Here is a 19190-nt window from a genome sequence, read left to right on the forward strand (position 1 = left end):
AAGCAGTAAGTTTTGTCGCTCGGTCTAATATCAAGTTCGCCTACCTACTTATAATTCCCACAGTCATTGCACCCCACCCCGAACGCCTCCCCGCAGGCGGCTACGGTGTACAGACTATAGGTTTCAACTTTTTTAGTAGTTTCGTTGGGCGCGTTATGGACACACCGAAATAACAAATGCGTATGCCGAAATAACAAATGCGTTCGCCGAAATAACAAATGGGTACGCCGAAATAACAAATGGGTACGCCGAAATAACAAATGGGTACGCCGAAATAACAAATGCGTATGCCGAAATAACAAATGCGTATGCCGAAATAACAAATGCGTATGCCGAAATAACAAATGGGTACGCCGAAATAACAAATGGGTACGCCGAAATAACAAATGGGTACGCCGAAATAACAAATGAGTACGCCGAAATAACAAATGCGTATGCCGAAATAACAAATGCGTTGGCGTAGCCCGCCGCAGGTATCGCCATGATTGCAACAATTTAGCTTTGTTACGCCGTCGATTCGCACCCTTCTTCTATCGGAGACACTACGCGAACGGGTGACGCTCCTGCGTCGCTAACAGCAGTCGTCTGCGGAGGGAAACCCTCCCGCAGTGCTGCTTCACCGCAAATCTTTGGTGGATGAAGTTTTTCAGACTTGTGTGTATACCGTTGCCGCAGGCGGGGTGGGGTTCTTCGGGTTTAATAAGTAATCAAGCGAACATGATATAAATCCCAGTTGCATTATTTAATTACGAATTATTTTAACAATCTGTCACCTGCCCTCTGTTAGACTTAACCTGTCCGCGCTTAGTTTTGTAGTCAAGGCGCTTTCTTTGAGAACTGCGAGTTGGTTTTGTGGGTTTGCGCTTTATCGTGACTACAACTGCGCTTTGAATCAGTTCTTGAAGTCGTCTCAAAGCTGACTCCCGATTGTTTTCTTGGCTTCGGTGTTCTTGTGCTTTAATTACAACAACTCCATCCTGAGTGATGCGTCGATCGTTCAGCTTTAAAAGCTGTTCTTTGTAATAATCCGGTAATGATGAAGCGACAATATCGAAGCGCAAGTGAATTGCCGTAGAAACCTTATTGACATTTTGGCCTCCCGCTCCTTGCGAACGAATCGCACTAATTTCAATCTCACTCTGTGGGATGATAACTTTATTGGAAATTTGCAGCATTACTCAGAAGACAAAAGAGAAACTTTTCAATTTGGGATAAAAATCCTTTACTCGGTTTGTTCAGGAAAATCTATCACTACGTGTTGGTCTTCATTGTTGTCCAAATTCACCTCTAAAGTTTTTCCTTCTATTGTCACTTTATCACCCGGTACTAGTCGCCGCCCTCGTCGGGTTTCCAACATCCCGTTTACTTGGACATCGCCACCTTGAATCATTAGCTTGGCTTGTCCTCCAGTTGGCACTATGCCCATCAACTTTAAATATTGATTTAACTTAATTGTGTTGTCTCGGATTTTCTTCATAGTCAATAAAACTACATCACCTTCATTGTATCGTGGCGTTATCAAGGCAAAGCGTAAATCTGTTGCACCACATACATCATCAGCTAAGTACAGCATTTCATTAATTCGTAGCAAATTAAATTTGACAATACCCTGCAATGCCAATGCGCCGCTTAACAATAGACCTCTTGCATAAATCAAAAATATAATAACCTCACCCCGCCAAAGCTAGGCTTTGTCTCCCCTCCCCTTGCTAAGGCTACGGTGTACACACATCTTTGTACAAACCCAAAATCGTTGGATATCCCCCTAAATTCCCCGATAATAAGGGGGACTTTAAGAGACTTTTGCCCCCCTTATTAAGGGGGGTTGGGGGGATCAAAAGCCTATGAGGCCACTCTCAAAGACTTGTGTGTACACCGTAGCCTTGCTAAGGGGTGGGGTGTTAGGGACTTTTGCAAGAGGTCTATTGCTATGACAAAAAACTGTAATGTCAGTTTATTATCTATAATGTTGATCGACAAAACTGCCAGATATAGGTGAACAAACTAGTCTGGAAGGTTCTTTTAGTGTGTTCAGGGGACTGGATCTATGATTAAGCTCGGTTTATTAGTACAGTCCCAGAATAACTCTTTGGGTATCGGAAAAGTTACGGAAATATCTGATGCCAATGCAAATGTTGAGTATTTCTGCTCAATAGGGCAACGTCTTCAAAAAACTTTACCTTTAAGTTCGCTCTCTGAGGTCAGGCTTGAACCCCAAGCTCGATGCTATATTAAGTCTCAGACTCAGGATAAATGGATAGTTGGCAGAGTTTTCATCTGGGATGAAGATACAGAAATGTATCAAATTGATTTACCAGATAAGAAAACTGCGATCGCTACTGAAGAAGACATTTACGTTCGTTGTAATCTCCCAAACACAGACCCCATCGAAACTATAGCGATGAAGGGTCACGAAACGCCTTACTTCCACGACAAAAGATTGGCTTTCGTCAAATCCTTGATTAAGCAACGCGCTGTCAGTCGCGGGATGACAGGACTGATTTCAGCAAATATTAATCTTTATCCCCACCAAGTTGAAGTAGTTAGGCGGGTACTAGAAGACCCAATTCAACGCTACTTGTTAGCAGACGAGGTGGGACTCGGAAAAACCATCGAAGCGGGTGCGATTCTCCGTCAATTCCTCTTGGATGAGCCGAAAAAAGGGGCGGTGGTATTAGTTCCGCAATATTTGCTCAAACAATGGCGGACTGAGTTAGAAAACAAGTTTTATATCTCCCATTTTGGCAAACGGGTAGCGGTGCTGGCGGTTGAAGATATCCATAAAATCAACCTGAAAGCGAGGATAGGCTGCTTAATTTTAGATGAAGCTCATCATATCGCAGCGATGGCAACCTCCAAGGATGCGACAGTGCGCCAGCGTTTTCAGACTTGTAAAGAACTTGCTCATAAGAGCGATCGCTTACTTTTATTATCTGCCACTCCTGTTCTCAATCACGAGCAAGATTTTCTCGCCATGTTGCACTTGCTCGACCCAACAACCTATAAAATTGGTGATTTAGCAGGTTTCCGCGCCAAAGTTGAAAGCCGTCAGGAAATCGGTAGACTTCTGCTTTCTTTTAAAGAAGGTGCTAAACCTGCTGTTCTCAAAAGCAACTTGCAGCAACTACGAACCCTCTTAGGTGAGGATGAGTATTTACTGAAGCTAGCGGATGATTTAGAAAATTGTTTAAAAGCCAATTCTACCGAGCAAGATCAAATCGTTCAAGCGATTCGCACCCACGTCAGTGATATCTATCGCCTACACCGCCGAATGCTTCGCAACCGTCGCGCGGCAGTGGAAGATGTGATCTTTGACCGCAACTTTACGCCGAAAGAAGAGTATGATTTAGACGAGCGATCGCTTGATATCCACGAACTACTCAATCAATGGCGTAGTGTTGCTCCTGATGAAAAGCCATATCAGCGAATTTTTCTGCTGTTATTCTTAGCTGCTGGGACTTGGTTAGGGATTTTAGAGCAGGTAATTAGCGCTCGGTTAACTGGTAAGCCTGATGCTAAACTCATCCAGGAGTTTAAAGAAGATGATATTCGCCTATTAACTACAACCCCTAAATTGTCAGGGGAAGAAGAGATTCTGCAATCCTTCCTCAAAATTATTCGTCAACCCCAAGAGGATGGAGAACGGACGGAGAATTTAAAAACAGTGCTGTTAAATCAGCTAGGTACATACTACAAAATTCCCGCCAACATTCGGAAGAATCAAAACGAATTCCTCACGAGGATACAGCAGAGAATTCGCAGACCAATTTCTGGCGATATTTTGCCCAAATTTATTGTCTTTACGAGTTTTGTGCAGACTTGTGGCGAAGTTGTCCGATATTTGTCTAATATCTTTGGTGCAGAGGCTGTAGCGAAACACCAATTTGGAGAATCACCAGACAAAGTTGAAGAAGGCTTAAATAAGTTCAAGAATAACCCCAACTGCTTTATTCTAGTATGCGATCGCTCTGGAGAAGAAGGGCTTAACCTCCAATTTGCCGATTGGTTAATTCATTTTGACCTTCCTTGGTCGCCGAATCAATTAGAACAAAGACTTGGTAGACTTGACCGCATTGGTAGCAAAATTGGAGTCCAATCTTGTGTATTGATTGGCCCTTATTTGTCAGATAGCCCACACAATGCTTGGTATCAAGTATTGAAAGATGGGTTTGGTATTTTCCAACAATCAATTGCGAGTTTACAATTTTATGTGGATGATAAACTTGCAGAATTAGAAATAGCTTTGTTTAAATCTGGTGCTGCTGGATTGTTAGAGATGATTTCGCCTATTCAAGAGCAAATTGAAACCGAAATCGCAAAAATTAGCGAACAAAATGCTCTAGATGAAATCGACGCTAACGACGAAATTGCTACGGAGTATTTTCAAGAGCTAGATAATTACGATGCTTGTCATCTAGAAATGAAACGGGCAATTGAAGGCTGGATTTGTGAGGCGCTAGGATTCCGAGGACTCAATAACCCCGACTCCTCAGAGATGCGACGTTATCAACCTTCAACGCGGACATTGGTTCCCATAAACGATTTAAAAAACCGTTTTGCTGATAGTAACCTAGACCAATTTGGTACTTATAATCGCAGAGTGGCAAACCAGAATCCTGGTATTAAACTCTTTCGAGTTGGGGAAGGATTTGTCGAAGCACTCTGGAACTACATTAACTGGGATGACCGAGGTGAAGCCTTTGCAATGTGGCGCACTGATGCATCTTGGGATGCTAAAGAAGGGAAAGAGTGGTTCGGTTTTCAGTGCAATTATGTAGTCGAGGCAAATTTAAGAATTGCCAAACAAGTTTTACTAGATAATAAACTAGATAGTTCTCAATTCAAACACTTGCAGCGACGTGTTGATGCTCTATTTGCGCCAATTATTGAAACTATCTATGTTGATGGTCGCAAAGAGCCAATAAAGGTTGTTGAAGACAAAGCTCTTTTAAGTATTCTGCAACGTCCATATAAAGATAAAAACAATAGTCAAGGACGAGATTACAATCTGGCAAAAGAGCGCTTAGGAATTATTGACGAATTTGTTGATCCTAGCAAATGGCAAAATTTCTGCTATCAAGTGCGGAATACTTCTTCGGAATTACTCTCAAATCGTCCAGATTTTATTGACTTGTGCCAATGTTGTGCTAGAGTCGCCGAGAAGAAATTAGCCAATCGAGTCGAACAATTACGCCTGCGTTTGAACCAACAAAGCTGGGATAATGCATTAGCTGAAGAATTACAGATAGAAACTGCTTTAAATGCAGCCATTCTAGAGGGGATTCGCCAACCCCAGATTAGGCTTGATTCTGTCGGCTTTATTGTTGTATCGGGGCGATCGCTTGTGCAATTTGAGTGATATCATTTATGTGTAGCTAAATAGCCTTAGTAAGTATACTAACCCTACCTATTAAATAGGTGGGGTTTTTTAAGACTTGCAAATATCATCAGAGAATCGTTTCTTCAATATATTTGCACTGCTGTTGCAACACCATTTTCTGAGCGGATTTTTTCACCAAGAATGGAAGCGCGATCGCGTATACTTGGATCTTGAACAGAAAATGAAGGGTTCAAATTGCCTTGCTTGGATAGGGGCGATCGCTTGTGCAATTTGAGTGATATGATTTCCGATTAAATAGCCTTGGCAATCCTATTTGATTGGGAAAATGCCAGAGGCTTAGATCCCCGACTTCTTGAAGAAGTCGGGGATCTTTGTGTTCGTAGTTACTGATGACATTGCTGTAAAAACATATATAGTAGTGCCTATACGCAAGGCAACTTGCCATTAGTAATTGCAACATTATGTTAATTAATGAATTAAGAGATATTAATTTCATTATTTTTCCTAACTGGTCTAATTTAGAAACAGCGATGCCTTCTCTACGAGAGGCTGCGCCAACGGCGAGCTTTCCTGCGGAACGCTGCGCGAACGCTAACGCAGAAGATTTGATAACTGTTCTCAGAACTCTTTTTACACATCCAGCTAGACAAGATATAACACTACTAATTGACACTCAATATTTATCGGATGAGCTACAAGATAATGCTAACTCATTGCTTTTTGAGACTGTTCTGAAACTTAGCTTAGAAAATATTATCTGTGAAGACCTGAATGTAGGGCTTACGGGTCAGTTAACCACACAAGAATGGTCTATGATTAAATCATTAATTAATTTTCGCATTCCAATTAACAACGAAGATGGCTATATTATCCAGCAGCTACAAATTGCACAAATTCCGATATGTGAGTTGTCAGAAATTTGTCAGCAAACTGTTTATGAAACTGCCCGGTTAGAATCTTGGCAAAGATGGGGCGACTATTTCGCAGATAGTGAATTGCCTGAAAACGCTATTCTATATTACAGCAAGTATTTATCTAGTTGTCCGTACCAGATTGACTATTATCTGAAGCTAAGTAATATTTTCTATAAAACTGGTCAGATGCAAGCGGCTATCGAAACATTGCACAATGGTATTAGCCATTGCCCCCAAGCAGAAGAACTCTATTTTTGGCTGATTATTCGCCTAAAGCAAAGCCACAAATATCTGGAAGCTCGTAACTTCGCTCAACAGGTTACAGATAAGTTTCCTGAAAACTATATATTTAAGATGTTAAGCCATCTGATGCTGCCAGAAATTTATCATACTCCTGATGAAATTGATACTTACCGAGCATGGTTTCAGCATGGGCTAGAAAAACTCATTCAAGAAATAAGAATTAATAGCCTTGAGCAGCAGAAAAAAGCTTTAACAGGAATCAGAAATCATACAAACTTTTTTCTTGCATATCAGGCAAAGAATGATGTATTAATACAGCAACAATATGGGCAGCTAGTTCACCAAATTATGGCGGTGAATTATCCGCAATGGATTCAGTCACGTCCAATTTCTTCTATTAGCAACAATCAGCGAATTAAGATTGGCTATCTTTCTTATTTTCTGTGTGGCTGGAGTGGAACAGTTTTATTCTTAAACTGGCTAAAATATGCAGATAATCAAAATTTTGAAATTTATTCATATCACATAGGGCATCAAATTGATCCTGTTACTCAATTATTTCAGTCTTGTAGTACCAAGTTTTATCATTTACCGAATAATTTAGAACAGGTTTGTCAACAAGTTATTGATGACAACCTTAATGTGTTAATTTTTCCAGAATTAGGAATGGATGCCACCACACTATGTATTGCTGGACTTCGTTTAGCACCGATTCAATGTATGGCTTGGGGACAACCTGTAACTTCTGGATTGCCCAGCATTGACTATTTCTTATCTAGCGAATTGATGGAACCTGTGAATGGGCAAGATCATTACACTGAAAAGCTTGTCCGTTTGCCTGGTGTGGGGATTTCCTATCCTGCGATCAAAGTTGACTCAATTCGCCGCAACCGATTATTTTTTGGATTACGAGAAGATGCTGTTGTCTACATATCTAGTCAAGCTGGCTATAAATATTTACCGCAGCACGATTATATTTACGCCGAAATTGCCCGTCAAGTTCCCAATGCTCAGTTTATGTTCCTTCGGTGTGGGATTTCTCAAGAACGTCTGAAACGGGTATTTGCGGGTGTAGGTTTAGATAGTCTTCACTATTGTGTATTCTCGCCTGTTTTACCCCGTGAAGATTACTTTGACTTGCTTTCTTTAGCAGACATTTATTTAGATACCTTCGACTGGGCGGGTGGGAATACAACACTGGATGCGATCGCTTGTCATTTACCCATTATTACTTGTCCTGGTGAGTTTATGCGAGGGCGACACTCTTATGGTTTCTTGCAAGCTATGGGTGTAACTGAGACAATTGCCGATGATGCCTCGCAATATATCAAGATTGCAGTGCGATTAGCGGTAGATATTGATTGGCGATCCTCTATTCGTGAAGCTCTAAAACTGTCAATCAACATTCTGTTTGACAATCCTACTGCTACCCAAAACTTAGAAGCATTCATCAAGCAGGCGATCGCTTTGAGAAAATGAAGCCACTTGATTATATTTTTGACTTTACCTGCAAAATAAGTAAGTATTAACACTTGTGATCCTGAAACGAAGCGATCGAAAATGAAACGTTCAAATCGGCTTGCTTGGATAGGAGCGATCGCACTCGCTGCGATCGTTTTACTGAGTTTGTTCGCGGCTCCGAATCATACAAAAATTAACACTGGCTCTACCTATAATCGTGCCTCCGATGGCTATGGCGCTTGGTATGCTTTTATGCAACAGCAAGGAATTTCTATCAAGCGCTGGCAAAAGCCTTTTAGCGATCTTCAGTCAGAGAAAAGCCCAGTTACCTTTGTACAGATCAGTGGTTATCCCAGAGAGACAACACTGGATAGTCAAGAGCAGGAATGGGTAGAAAAAGGGAATACTTTGGTAATTTTGGGTGCGGGGGCGCGGGTTACAGAAGCGGAGTTTAGCACTATGCAAAAATCTCCTCAAGGTGATATCAAAATTGATACACGTAGACGATATCAGAAAGCTAACTCCAAGGAAGTTGATTTAGGCGATCGCTTTGGTGCTGTTGTCTGGGAAAAAAATTATAACCAGGGAAAGGTAATTTTTTCTACCACTCCTTATTTAGCCGCTAACGCCTATCAAGATTATTTAAGTAATTTCAAGTATCTAGATATTTTAGTAAGTGAAAAAAGTAACACAGTAATTGTCGATGAATACATCCACGGTTATAAAGATGCTGATGTCAGGAAGAAAGAAAGTGAAGGTAATTTATCTAGCTTTTTTGCTAAAACTCCTTTATTTCCGATATTAATACAGGTAGGTATCCTGCTATTGGTGCTAACTTGGGCGCAGAATCGTCGCTTTGGGAAACCAGTGGCTTTAGTTACACCAGTTGCAGATAACAGCGAAGCATACATCCAAGCCTTAGCAGGAGTTTTGCAGAAAGCTGATACCACCGACTTTGTTGTAGAGATGGTAGGTAAAGAAGAACAACTACAACTCCAAAAAGCTTTGGGATTAGGACAAGTACTTTTAGAACCTCAAGCCTTGATCGGTTTTTGGGTAGAAAAAACAGGCAAAAGTGCAGCAGAACTAGATGCAGTTTTAAAGCTACAATCTCGGAAAAAACCCATCAGTGAACGAGAACTGTTAAGCTGGTTGGGAAAATGGCGAAGCTTGCGGGGAATTCGTAATTCGTAATTAATTTTGTTATTTATCAATAAAAAATATGAGCGAAACTCATCCTATTATAATTCGGCTTGGTCAAGGTCTTAATCAAGTAGTTGTCGGACAATCTAGCCTCATCCAACAACTTTTAGTAGCACTGCTAGCTGGTGGACACGTAATTTTAGAAGGAGTACCGGGAACTGGTAAAACTCTCCTCGTAAAAGTGTTAGCACAGTTAGTTCAAGGGGATTTTCGCCGAATTCAATTAACACCAGATGTCTTACCTTCAGATATTACTGGGACAAATATTTTTGATTTAAATAGCCGCAATTTTACTTTAAAAAAAGGGCCAATATTTACCGAAGTGCTGCTAGCAGACGAAATCAACCGTACTCCTCCCAAGACACAAGCGGCGCTACTAGAAGCGATGGAAGAGATGCAGGTAACGCTAGATGGCGAAAGTTTACCCTTACCTGATTTATTTTGGGTGATTGCAACCCAAAACCCCCTAGAATTTGAGGGGACTTATCCCTTACCAGAGGCACAGTTAGACAGATTTTTATTTAAACTGGTGGTAGATTATCCAGATCAAGCTGCTGAAAAGCAAATGTTACTCAATCGTCAGGCGGGTTTTGCCGCAAGGCGTTTGGATATTAGCCGTTTGAAACCAATCGCAACAGTAGCCGATATTTTACAAGCACGACAAGCAGTGAAAGAAGTTAAAGTATCAGAAGCGATCGTTGATTATTTGTTGGCGTTGGTGAGAATATCGCGTCAATATCCTGATTTAACTTTGGGTGCATCGCCTCGCGCCGCCGGTGCTTGGTTGCAGACATCTCAAGCTTTAGCGTGGTTAACTGGAAGGGATTTTGTCACACCAGATGATGTGAAAGCGGTTGCATTGCCATTGCTACGTCATCGCCTGATTTTAAAACCAGAAGCAATGCTGGATGGTTTACAAATGGATGCGGTAATTGCATCGGTGATTAATCAAGTGCCAGTTCCAAGATGAAAAAATTTGTTGCTGTGTTAGCGGAGCTTACCGTAGGTATCGCCTAAACTTAAGATAAAGCGATCGCTAACCAATAAGTAGGTAGGCGTAATTAAATATAAGATCAAACCTCAACCCTCAATCCCTCTCCTTACTAAGGCTACGGTGGTACACACATCTTTGTACAAATCCAAAATCGTTGGAGATCCCCCTAAATCCACCGATAAATTGGGGGACTTTAAGAGACTTTTGCCCCCCAATTTATCGGGGGGTTGGGGGGATCAAAAGCCTATGAGTCCACTCTCAAAGACTTGTGTGTACACCGTAGCCTTAGTAAGGAGAGGGAAGCCGGAGGCAGGGTGAGGTTTTATATTTAATTTGACCCACTTGCTTACTACAAATATTTCTGCAACAATAACCCTAACTTTTCCTTGGTTGCAACTGGTGCTTTATCTAACTGAGTCAAAATCGCATATTGCAATGCTGAATGCGCCTCACTCGCAGGTGGATTTTCACTCAATCGCCGCACAGTTTCTTGAATCACTTTTTGAGCATTGGCAGCATTCCGCAGCAAATTACCAATTACCAATTCCACCGTCACACTATCGTGATCTGGATGCCAACAATCATAATCTGTCACCAGCGCTAAGGTTGCATAAGCAATTTCGGCTTCCCTAGCCAGCTTTGCCTCTGGTAAATTCGTCATCCCAATGATGGTTGCACCCCAACTACGGTAAAGATTCGATTCCGCCTTGGTAGAAAAAGCTGGCCCTTCCATGCACACATAAGTACCGCCGCGATGGAGGGTAACTTCTGGTAAATTGAGAGATGCGATCGCATCTGCCAACACAACAGCCAAATTCTTACAAATCGGATCGGCAAAGGCAATGTGAGCCACAATTCCCTCACCGAAAAACGTGGAAATCCGATTTTTAGTTCTGTCAATAAACTGATCTGGCACTACCATATCCAATGGTTTCGCCTCTTCTTTCAAGGAACCCACAGCACTAGCTGAAATTAAATACTGCACTCCCAATTGCTTCATCGCATAGATATTAGCGCGAAAGGGTAATTCTGAGGGTAAAAGCGTGTGATTGCGGCCATGACGCGCCAAAAAAGCTACTCGTGTACTATCTAATGTCCCCAGAATCAAAGCATCAGATGGTGAGCCAAAAGGGGTTTGGATATGCACCTCTTCTACGTCTTTGAGTGCGTCCATTTTATACAAACCACTGCCACCAATAATCCCAATACTAGCTTGAGCCATGATTCTGAACCTGTTCTTTGCTGATCTGCTAAGTTATTTTACCGAAAAGTGGAGTAGCAGAGAAGTAGGGGCAATTCATGAATTGCCCCTACGACAGATGTAGTTTTTTAAATCATCCATATTTGGTCTTTTCTATGTCCGATAATTTTTGGTGATTAATGGCTACGATTGCCCTTAAGTTAATCGTCATCATAATGTTTAATCAATACTTAATGTATACAAATGTTAAGTAAATGCACTCCTGAGCAAGGAAAGAAAGTTAGGGTTATACTTTTGGGAAAAGGCTTATTTTAAACACTGTTTTTAACATTCTCATAAATCAATGGCTCTCAATTTTCGTTTTGCGGTAGTCAGTGACTTACACCTGGCACTTCCCCACACAATCTGGGATCATCCTAGTCGGTTTCATCTGGTAGAAGTCAGTATTTCGGCGTTTGAAAGTGTACTCGAACATTTAACACAACTCGATTTAGATTTCTTATTATTACCAGGAGATTTAACTCAGCACGGCGAACCAGAAAACCACGCCTGGTTACAACAATGTTTAGCCCAGCTACCTTTTCCCGTCTATGTTGTTCCTGGTAATCATGACGTTCCTGTGCTGTTGGCCGATAGCCAATCAATCGCTTTTGCAGATTTTCCCTACTATTACACCAAGTTTGGCTATGAAAATCCGCAGCAGATGTACTACGTTCGTCAGTTGCAGCCTGGAGTTAAGCTAATTGGACTAAATTCTAACTCCTTTAATGACCAGGGTGAGCAAGTGGGGTGTTTGGATGCCAAACAGCTACGGTGGTTAGAAGAAGTATTGGCGGCATCTGTTGATGAATTAATTTTGGTGATGGTGCATCATAATGTGGTGGAGCATTTGCCCAATCAATCGAACCACCCACTGGCAAATCGCTATATGTTGGCGAATTCAGCAGAATTATTGCAATTGCTAAGACGTTACGGAGTCAAGCTAGTATTTACAGGGCATTTGCACGTTCAGGATATTGCTTACTCAGATGGAGTATATGATATTACCACTGGCTCCTTAGTTAGCTATCCTCACCCTTATCGAGTGCTAGAGTTTCATCGGGATAACCAAGGTAAAGAATCGTTGCAAATTGTATCCCATCGGGTAGAGTCAGTACCTGATTTTCCTGACTTGCAAGAGTCATCACGGCAATGGATGGGCGATCGCTCTTTTCCCTTCTTAATCAAGTTATTAACTCACTCTCCATTAAACTTACCACTATCACAGGCCAGAAAATTAGCTCCAAGTTTGCGAGACTTCTGGGCAACTATTGCCGATGGAGACGCAGTATTAGACTATCCTCAGTTTCCATTAGAAGTGCGTCGCTACATTGAGACTTATAATGCATCGGCACAGCCTAACCCAGGTATGGCTACTAGTGGAATGACGCTAATTGATAACAACAGCACACTTTTGCTGCGTTAGGAGTGATGAGTGTCTGAAAGTTTGGTAGTTTATTCTTAACTGTTTCTTTTTAAATAGCGATCGCTCCTGTCATAATTCTCTGATATAAATATCACCTTGGCAGGGCTAGAAATCACTCTCAAATACCAGAAGATGTATTCTGGCTAATACTCCTGTGTGCCTTTTGAGAGATTGCATTTTTTAGCTTAAAAATCCATACTGGTAAGACTAGGGAGTACCTACTTTTGAAGTCGGTGTTATTTAGTTATAAATAGTGTGTTAAAATGCCAAATGTTGATAAAATTACCTCTAAACCTACTGATGAATTAGCAGTTTTGCGACAGCGTATAGCTGAGTTAGAGCAATCAGAAATATTTTATCAGCAAAGGCAAGCAGCACTTGAGGAAGAACTAGCAATAGCGGCGCAAAACTCCCATATTCAAGTTGTCGAGCATGACATAGAATACAATCTTGAACAAGGGAAATCTCCAGCTTTAAATGCTCCAAAAGATGTAGCTTTGCAGCAACTCCAAGAAGAAATTACTAAGCGGCAACAATTAGAGGTAATTTTAAAAGAGAGTGAGGAACGGCTAAGGTTAGTTTTAGATGTTTCCCAAATGGGTTTGTGGGATTGGAACATTATTACCAATCAAGTCATCTGGTCTGAAAATTATGAACTGCTTTTTAGTGTAGTTCCAAATAGTTTTGACGGCCCTTATGAGACATTTCAGAAGTGCGTTTATCCCGAAGATAAGCAATCTGTAATGCAAAGGATCGGCCATGCCTTGGCACAAAAAACCGATTACAACGATGAATTTCGGATAGTTCGCTCAGACCAAAGTGTACATTGGATTTCTGCCAAGGGAAAATTTATCTATGATGAGCGGGGAAAAGCCGTACGAATGATTGGCGTTTGTATGGAAACTACTGTATGCAAGCAGGCAGTAGAAAGTACTCGTGAACTAACAACCCAAGTTCAAGAACAGGCAAATATTTTAAATGCCATCCTCACCGCCTCTGTCGATCATATTTACATCTTTAATCGCAAAGGTTGCTATGAATATGTCAGTCATGATGCAGCTATTATATTAGGTTTTCAACCCCAGGATATTATCGGAAAAACTTTGCAAGAACTGGATTTACCTACAGACCTTGTAGAACAGGTAGATAATCAACGACAAGCTGTGATGAGAACTGGACAGCCAATCAAGGATGAGTGTAAATATGTAACTACTGATGGCGTGCATTATTATGAATACATTATTACCGCATTACGGAATTTCGACCAAAGTATTGAAGGCGTAATTATTGTTTCTCGTGATATTACCGAACACAAACGCGCAGAAAAATTGTTACGCGAAAGTGAAGCACGATTTCGGCGTTTGTTTGAGTCTAACCTAATCGGGGTCGCTTTTTGGAATGTGGACGGCTTTGTGATTGATGCCAATGATGCCTTTCTTCAATTAGCTGGTTACACTCATGAAGAATTTGCCACTTTAGGTAAAATTAATTGGCGAGAACTCACCCCGATTGAATACAAGCATTTAGACGATCGCGCCCTCTTGGAGGTGCAAAGCACTGGAGTTTCCAAAATTTACGAGAAAGAATATATTCACCGCAATGGAAAACGAGTACCAATTGTTTTGGGGATAGCCTTGCTGAATGACTCCCAAGACAACGGTGTTGCTTTTGTCCTAGATATTACCAATCGCAAATTGGCCGAAAAAGAATGCGATCGCCTTCTCGACTGCGAAAGGACAGCACGCCAAGAAGCAGAGATCGCTAATAAAATTAAAGATGAATTTCTGGCGGTTCTCTCCCATGAACTGCGAACTCCACTTAACCCGATCTTAGGATGGTCGAAAATGTTGCGGACTCGCAAGTTTGATGAACAAACCACTCATCGCGCCTTAGAAACTATTGAACGCAACGCCAAATTACAAACCCAGCTAATTGAAGATTTGTTGGATGTGTCTCGCATCCTTCAAGGAAAATTAAACTTAAATATCTGTCCAGTGAGTTTGGTAGTGGTAGTTGAAGCAGCAGTAGAAACAGTACGACTAGCAGCCGAAACTAATTCCATTCAAATTCAGACCATATTTGATGCCAATTTAGGGCAAGTTATGGGCGATCCAAATCGGCTCCAGCAAGTTGTGTGGAACCTGCTTTCTAATGCGGTAAAATTTACACCAACAGGAGGACGAGTAGAAATTCGACTCATGGAAGTTGGTAATCAGATGCAAATTCAAGTCAGCGATACAGGTAAGGGAATTAACCCAGACTTTTTGCCTTATGTGTTTGATTACTTTCGCCAAGCTGATGGCACAACTACCCGGGTATTTGGTGGACTAGGTTTAGGATTAGCGATCGTGCGTAATGTTGTAGAAATGCATGGGGGAACAGTTCAAGCCGAAAGTCCTGGAGAAGGATTGGGTGCAACCTTTACTGTTGAGTTACCGCTTTTAGTGAGAAGTGAACAGGTTAGACATGAGGAGAATGAGTCTTTAGATTGTCAGCCGGAATCTTCACTTCTTTCGGACATTCAAGTTTTAGTTGTGGACGATGAACCAGATATCCGCGACTTAGTATGCTTCATTTTGGAAGATTACGGTGTAGAAGTAACCGCCGTATCCTCAGCACAGGAAGCATTACAAGCACTGTCTGAATTGATACCAGACGTTTTAATCAGCGATATTGGAATGCCAAAGACAGACGGTTATATGCTGATGCGGGAAGTGCGATCGCGATCGCCCCAACAAGGAGGACATGTACCCGCGATCGCTCTCACAGCCTATGCAGGCGAAATGAATCAGCAGCAAGCACTCGCAGCCGGATTTCAAATGCATATTTCTAAACCAGTAGATCCAGATGTATTGCTGAAAGCGATCGTTAATTTGATTGAATCAAAATGATCTAGGTAGACATCCGAGAAACTTTCCATAATCTCAGTATTGTGCCACGTCTACTGCTTTCCTGCTAGACTCTTGATAGTCCTATGCTTTCAGGAATTATGTCATCTGTTGAGCAAATCATGAAAGAAGCCTTAGCTTTGCCCAGTGCATCAAGAGCATTGTTGGCAGAAAAACTGGTTGAAAGTCTTGAATTTGATCTAGATGAAACACAACAAAAGCTGTGGATAGAGGAAGCCAAGAAGCGTAGAGATGAAGTCCGAAACGGTACAGTTATACTCATTCCTAGAGAGGAAGCCTTAGCTAGGGTGAGACGACTTTTCGATTAATGAAGTACGTTTTTCACCCAATAGCATTAAGTGAATACGGCGAAGCAGTCAATTTTTACGCAGAACGTCGAGTTGAATTAGCATAAGCATTTATTAAGGCGATTGAGGATACAATTTTCCGAATCATTCAATCACCAAATCGCTGGGCTATTTTTGAGGAAAACATTCAATCGGTGTTTAACACGCAAATTTCCCTATGGAATTTTATACACCATTCAGGAAGATTACATTTTGATTTTGGCGGTGATGCACTGTAGCCGCGAACCAGGATATTGGAAAGAGCGTGTTCAAGAAAAGCCATTGGGTGAAGAAACTGAACTTTAGGATGAGTAAATTAACCCAAACTAAACCAAGTTTGACAGTACGATAAATATAGACAGGATGTAGTTTGTAATTCTATCTACCGTTTTCATGAAAATGACTGAGCAAGATGATTCTCAGCAATTGAGTAAACCGACTGATGAAACAACTACCAAGTCGGTCGATAATTCTTGGACAAACCGTCTTGGTGGTGTCTGGAACAAAGCAACAACACGTCTAACCCAACTGCTACCCGTAGAACAAGTGGCACAAACGGTTGTTGAATGGTTTAGTGTGAGCGAAACTCAGGTTGCAGAGATTTTAGAGAAAATTCGAGCCGAACTACCAACCACAGAAGCACTGCTAATTGGTAAACCCCAAGCTGGAAAAAGTTCAATTGTCCGGGGATTGACAGGAGTTTCTGCTGAGATTATTGGTCAAGGATTTCGTCCCCACACGCAACATACCCAGCGCTATGCCTATCCTTCCAATGACCTACCTTTACTAGTTTTTACTGATACGGTGGGGCTAGGTGATGTTACCAAAAATACTCAATTAATCATTCAGGAGTTAGTTGGCGATTTACAAAAGGAAACTCGTTCCGCCAGAATTCTCCTTCTGACGGTCAAAATCAATGATTTTGCAACTGACACACTCCGACAAATTGCTCAACAGTTGCGCCAAAAATATCCAAATATTCCCTGTCTGCTAGTAGTTACCTGCTTGCATGAGGTTTATCCTCTCGATAGTATCGATCATCCTAGCTATCCACCAGACTATGAAGAAGTCAACCGCGCCTTCGCCGCAATGCAACAAGCCTTTGTAGGGATAACTGACCGCTCGGTACTCATTGACTTTACCCTAGAAGAAGATGGCTATAATCCGGTATTTTATGGCTTAGAAGCACTGCGAGATTCTTTAGCAGAAGTACTCCCACAAGCAGAAGCCGAGGCAATTTATCAATTATTAGACCAAGAAGAAACTGGCAAGCAACTTGGTAATCTTTACCGAGATGCTGCACGCCGTTATATTTTGCCATTTGCAATTATGTCTGCTACCCTGGCGGCTGTACCTTTGCCCTTTGCCACAATGCCTGTACTCACTGCATTACAAGTATCAATGGTGAGTCTGTTGGGTAAATTATATGGACAGACAATTACACCATCACAGGCGGGGGGTGTTGTGAGTGCGATCGCAGGTGGTTTTGTAGCACAGGCAATTGCACGGGAGTTAATTAAATTTATACCAGGTTTTGGGAGTGCGATCGCAGCGTCTTGGGCAGCTGCCTACACCTGGGCGCTAGGGGAAGCAGCCTGCGTTTACTTTGGTGATTTAATGGGAGGTAAAAAACCCGACCCCCAAAGAATTCAGTTGGTAATGCAAGAAGCATTTCAGGCGGCACAAGAACGTTTTAAGGGAATTAAACATTAAGCCTTAAAAATTACCGCAATGTCACAATCACTATTATCCAGTGAATATTATTGAGCTATTACAAAGGCTTTTTTAGCGAATTTTGCGTAATTAGGGCTTGCTGAAATATACAAATTGCATCTTAAAGCCATGCAGAAAGCTCATTTTGCATCTGAATACTAGATTTGGATTTTCATGATTTATTCATTTACACATCATGTCTCTTGGCAAAATTGTAAATGGCAAGCCCAATAGCTAAAAGTAATACTACATGAATTAAACTTCCTGCAATATGAAATACCAATCCTAATGCCCAAAAAGCAACCAGTACAACAACAATACCCCAAAGTATGCTAAACATATATTTACTCTCGATCAAGTTATTTTTCTTTGTTAAAAGACTCTATCATCTCACTTGCGTTTATTCTATTTGTCTTGAGATAGGTCTATAAATATAATTCATCTATCTAGAGACATAATACGAAAGTATTGATTCTTTTGGATAAGAACAGTTTAAGTGAATCAAACATTAAGTCTCAAGAATCCGTTTCTCAAAACAAGCACTCAGATATGAGATTATCTGTGTGTGAGAAACAATAAAATCATGCAAAACCGAACTTGGCAATCACCAGAATTTCTGCAACTCAAGGGTCAATTTGTAACACTCAAGCCCTTGACTCCCGACAGGGATGTGGATACCTTGTATGTAGCTTCACACGGCACTCCTGAAAAAGAAGCTGTATGGAATTATTTATTTTACGGCCCATTTGATTGCCCTTCGACGATGAAAGACTGGATAGAAACAAACCTAGTTAGTAAATCTGACCCTCTTACTTGGACAGTCTTTGAAAACTCAGCAAACATTCAAGTAGGAATTGTAGCATTACTTGCGATCGCACCAAATAATGGTCGTGCTGAAATTGGTCATGTATGGTTTACTCCCGCAGTTCACAAAAGTAAAGTCAATACCGAATCACAGTTTTTACTACTTCAGCATCTTTTTGACCACCATTCTTATCGTCGAGTTGAGTGGAAATGTGATTCTCTCAACCATGCGAGTCGAACTACCGCCACAAGGATGGGGTTTATTTATGAAGGTCGTTTTCGACAACACATGTTTGTTCGCGGAAGAAATAGAGATACCGATTGGTTTGCGATGACAGATAAAGAGTGGTCGCGCTGTAAAGGCAATTTTGAAAAGTGGCTTTATTCCCCCGAAAATGTTTCATTAATGGAACTAAACAACAGTTAGTAGAATATGGCGTAAATTTGCCTACATTTACTCTGTATGGGTTTTAGGCTTGTCTTTTCCTCAAATATGTTTAATTAGGTTCTACACCCAATACTATTCGGTTAAGGCAGGAGACGGCGATTTATCCCGTCTTTGTGATGAATTATCGCGTCTCTACAATCTAGAATTTCCATCAAAAAACATTAACCG

Annotated in this window: 14 protein-coding genes; 10 read left to right on the top strand and 4 right to left on the bottom strand. The window is 41.3% G+C overall.

Annotation, left to right across the window (positions count from 1 at the left end; translation table 11 throughout):
• Window positions 1–758: 758 nt before the first annotated feature.
• Together arfB and V7K38_RS00235 are read right to left on the bottom strand one after the other, a co-directional pair.
• Window positions 759–1175 (bottom strand): alternative ribosome rescue aminoacyl-tRNA hydrolase ArfB, encoded by a 417-nt coding sequence (arfB, locus tag V7K38_RS00230; RefSeq protein WP_334854710.1) that lies wholly within the window; start codon window positions 1173–1175, stop codon window positions 759–761.
• Window positions 1176–1222: 47 nt separating this feature from the next.
• Window positions 1223–1477: an RNA-binding S4 domain-containing protein gene (locus tag V7K38_RS00235; RefSeq protein WP_322643995.1), complete on the bottom strand. Its 255-nt coding sequence runs from the start codon at window positions 1475–1477 to the stop codon at window positions 1223–1225.
• A 570-nt stretch (window positions 1478–2047) separates the two neighbouring features.
• On the opposite strand from V7K38_RS00235, the gene dpdE reads away from it, so the two are divergent.
• The 4 genes from dpdE (at window position 2048) to V7K38_RS00255 (ending at window position 10132) form a co-directional block, all read left to right on the top strand.
• Window positions 2048–5359 (top strand): protein DpdE, encoded by a 3312-nt coding sequence (gene dpdE, locus V7K38_RS00240; protein WP_334854711.1) that lies wholly within the window; start codon window positions 2048–2050, stop codon window positions 5357–5359.
• A gap of 443 nt (window positions 5360–5802) precedes the next feature.
• Window positions 5803–7977, top strand: a complete 2175-nt coding sequence (locus V7K38_RS00245) for an O-linked N-acetylglucosamine transferase, SPINDLY family protein (protein ID WP_334854712.1) — start codon at window positions 5803–5805, stop codon at window positions 7975–7977.
• An 81-nt stretch (window positions 7978–8058) separates the two neighbouring features.
• Window positions 8059–9153 carry a DUF4350 domain-containing protein gene (locus V7K38_RS00250; RefSeq protein WP_334854713.1) on the top strand — a complete coding sequence of 365 codons (1095 nt, stop codon included), beginning with the start codon at window positions 8059–8061 and terminating at the stop codon, window positions 9151–9153.
• Window positions 9154–9181: 28 nt separating this feature from the next.
• Window positions 9182–10132, top strand: a complete 951-nt coding sequence (locus V7K38_RS00255; protein ID WP_334854714.1) for an AAA family ATPase — start codon at window positions 9182–9184, stop codon at window positions 10130–10132.
• A gap of 373 nt (window positions 10133–10505) precedes the next feature.
• On the opposite strand, the gene V7K38_RS00260 is transcribed toward V7K38_RS00255, so the two are convergent.
• On the bottom strand, window positions 10506–11378 hold the full coding sequence (locus V7K38_RS00260) for an S-methyl-5'-thioadenosine phosphorylase (RefSeq protein WP_334854715.1): 873 nt from the start codon (window positions 11376–11378) through the stop codon (window positions 10506–10508).
• A 322-nt stretch (window positions 11379–11700) separates the two neighbouring features.
• Here V7K38_RS00260 and V7K38_RS00265 point away from each other — a divergent pair, with 322 nt between their 5' ends.
• The 5 genes from V7K38_RS00265 to V7K38_RS00285 all read left to right on the top strand — a co-directional run bounded on the left by V7K38_RS00265 (window position 11701) and on the right by V7K38_RS00285 (window position 17770).
• Window positions 11701–12822: a metallophosphoesterase family protein gene (locus tag V7K38_RS00265; RefSeq protein ID WP_334854716.1), complete on the top strand. Its 1122-nt coding sequence runs from the start codon at window positions 11701–11703 to the stop codon at window positions 12820–12822.
• 263 nt (window positions 12823–13085) lie between these two features.
• Window positions 13086–15713 carry a hybrid sensor histidine kinase/response regulator gene (locus V7K38_RS00270; RefSeq protein WP_334854717.1) on the top strand — a complete coding sequence of 876 codons (2628 nt, stop codon included), beginning with the start codon at window positions 13086–13088 and terminating at the stop codon, window positions 15711–15713.
• Between the two features lie 98 nt (window positions 15714–15811).
• The gene (locus V7K38_RS00275) at window positions 15812–16039 is read left to right on the top strand and encodes an addiction module protein (RefSeq protein WP_334854718.1); all 228 of its coding nucleotides are present in this window, start codon (window positions 15812–15814) and stop codon (window positions 16037–16039) included.
• 153 nt (window positions 16040–16192) lie between these two features.
• Window positions 16193–16363 carry a hypothetical protein gene (locus V7K38_RS00280; RefSeq protein ID WP_334854719.1) on the top strand — a complete coding sequence of 57 codons (171 nt, stop codon included), beginning with the start codon at window positions 16193–16195 and terminating at the stop codon, window positions 16361–16363.
• A 93-nt stretch (window positions 16364–16456) separates the two neighbouring features.
• Window positions 16457–17770, top strand: coding sequence for a GTPase family protein (locus tag V7K38_RS00285; protein ID WP_334854720.1), 1314 nt, complete (start codon window positions 16457–16459; stop codon window positions 17768–17770).
• A gap of 187 nt (window positions 17771–17957) precedes the next feature.
• Here V7K38_RS00285 and V7K38_RS00290 read toward each other — a convergent pair whose 3' ends face one another.
• The gene (locus tag V7K38_RS00290) at window positions 17958–18110 is read right to left on the bottom strand and encodes a lmo0937 family membrane protein (protein WP_334854721.1); all 153 of its coding nucleotides are present in this window, start codon (window positions 18108–18110) and stop codon (window positions 17958–17960) included.
• A gap of 243 nt (window positions 18111–18353) precedes the next feature.
• Here V7K38_RS00290 and V7K38_RS00295 point away from each other — a divergent pair, with 243 nt between their 5' ends.
• Window positions 18354–19001, top strand: coding sequence for a GNAT family N-acetyltransferase (locus V7K38_RS00295; RefSeq protein ID WP_334854722.1), 648 nt, complete (start codon window positions 18354–18356; stop codon window positions 18999–19001).
• The last annotated feature ends 189 nt before the right edge of the window (window positions 19002–19190 follow it).

Origin of the sequence: Nostoc sp. (genome assembly GCF_036917465.1) — a bacterium.
In the GTDB taxonomy this organism is placed as follows: domain Bacteria; phylum Cyanobacteriota; class Cyanobacteriia; order Cyanobacteriales; family Nostocaceae; genus Nostoc.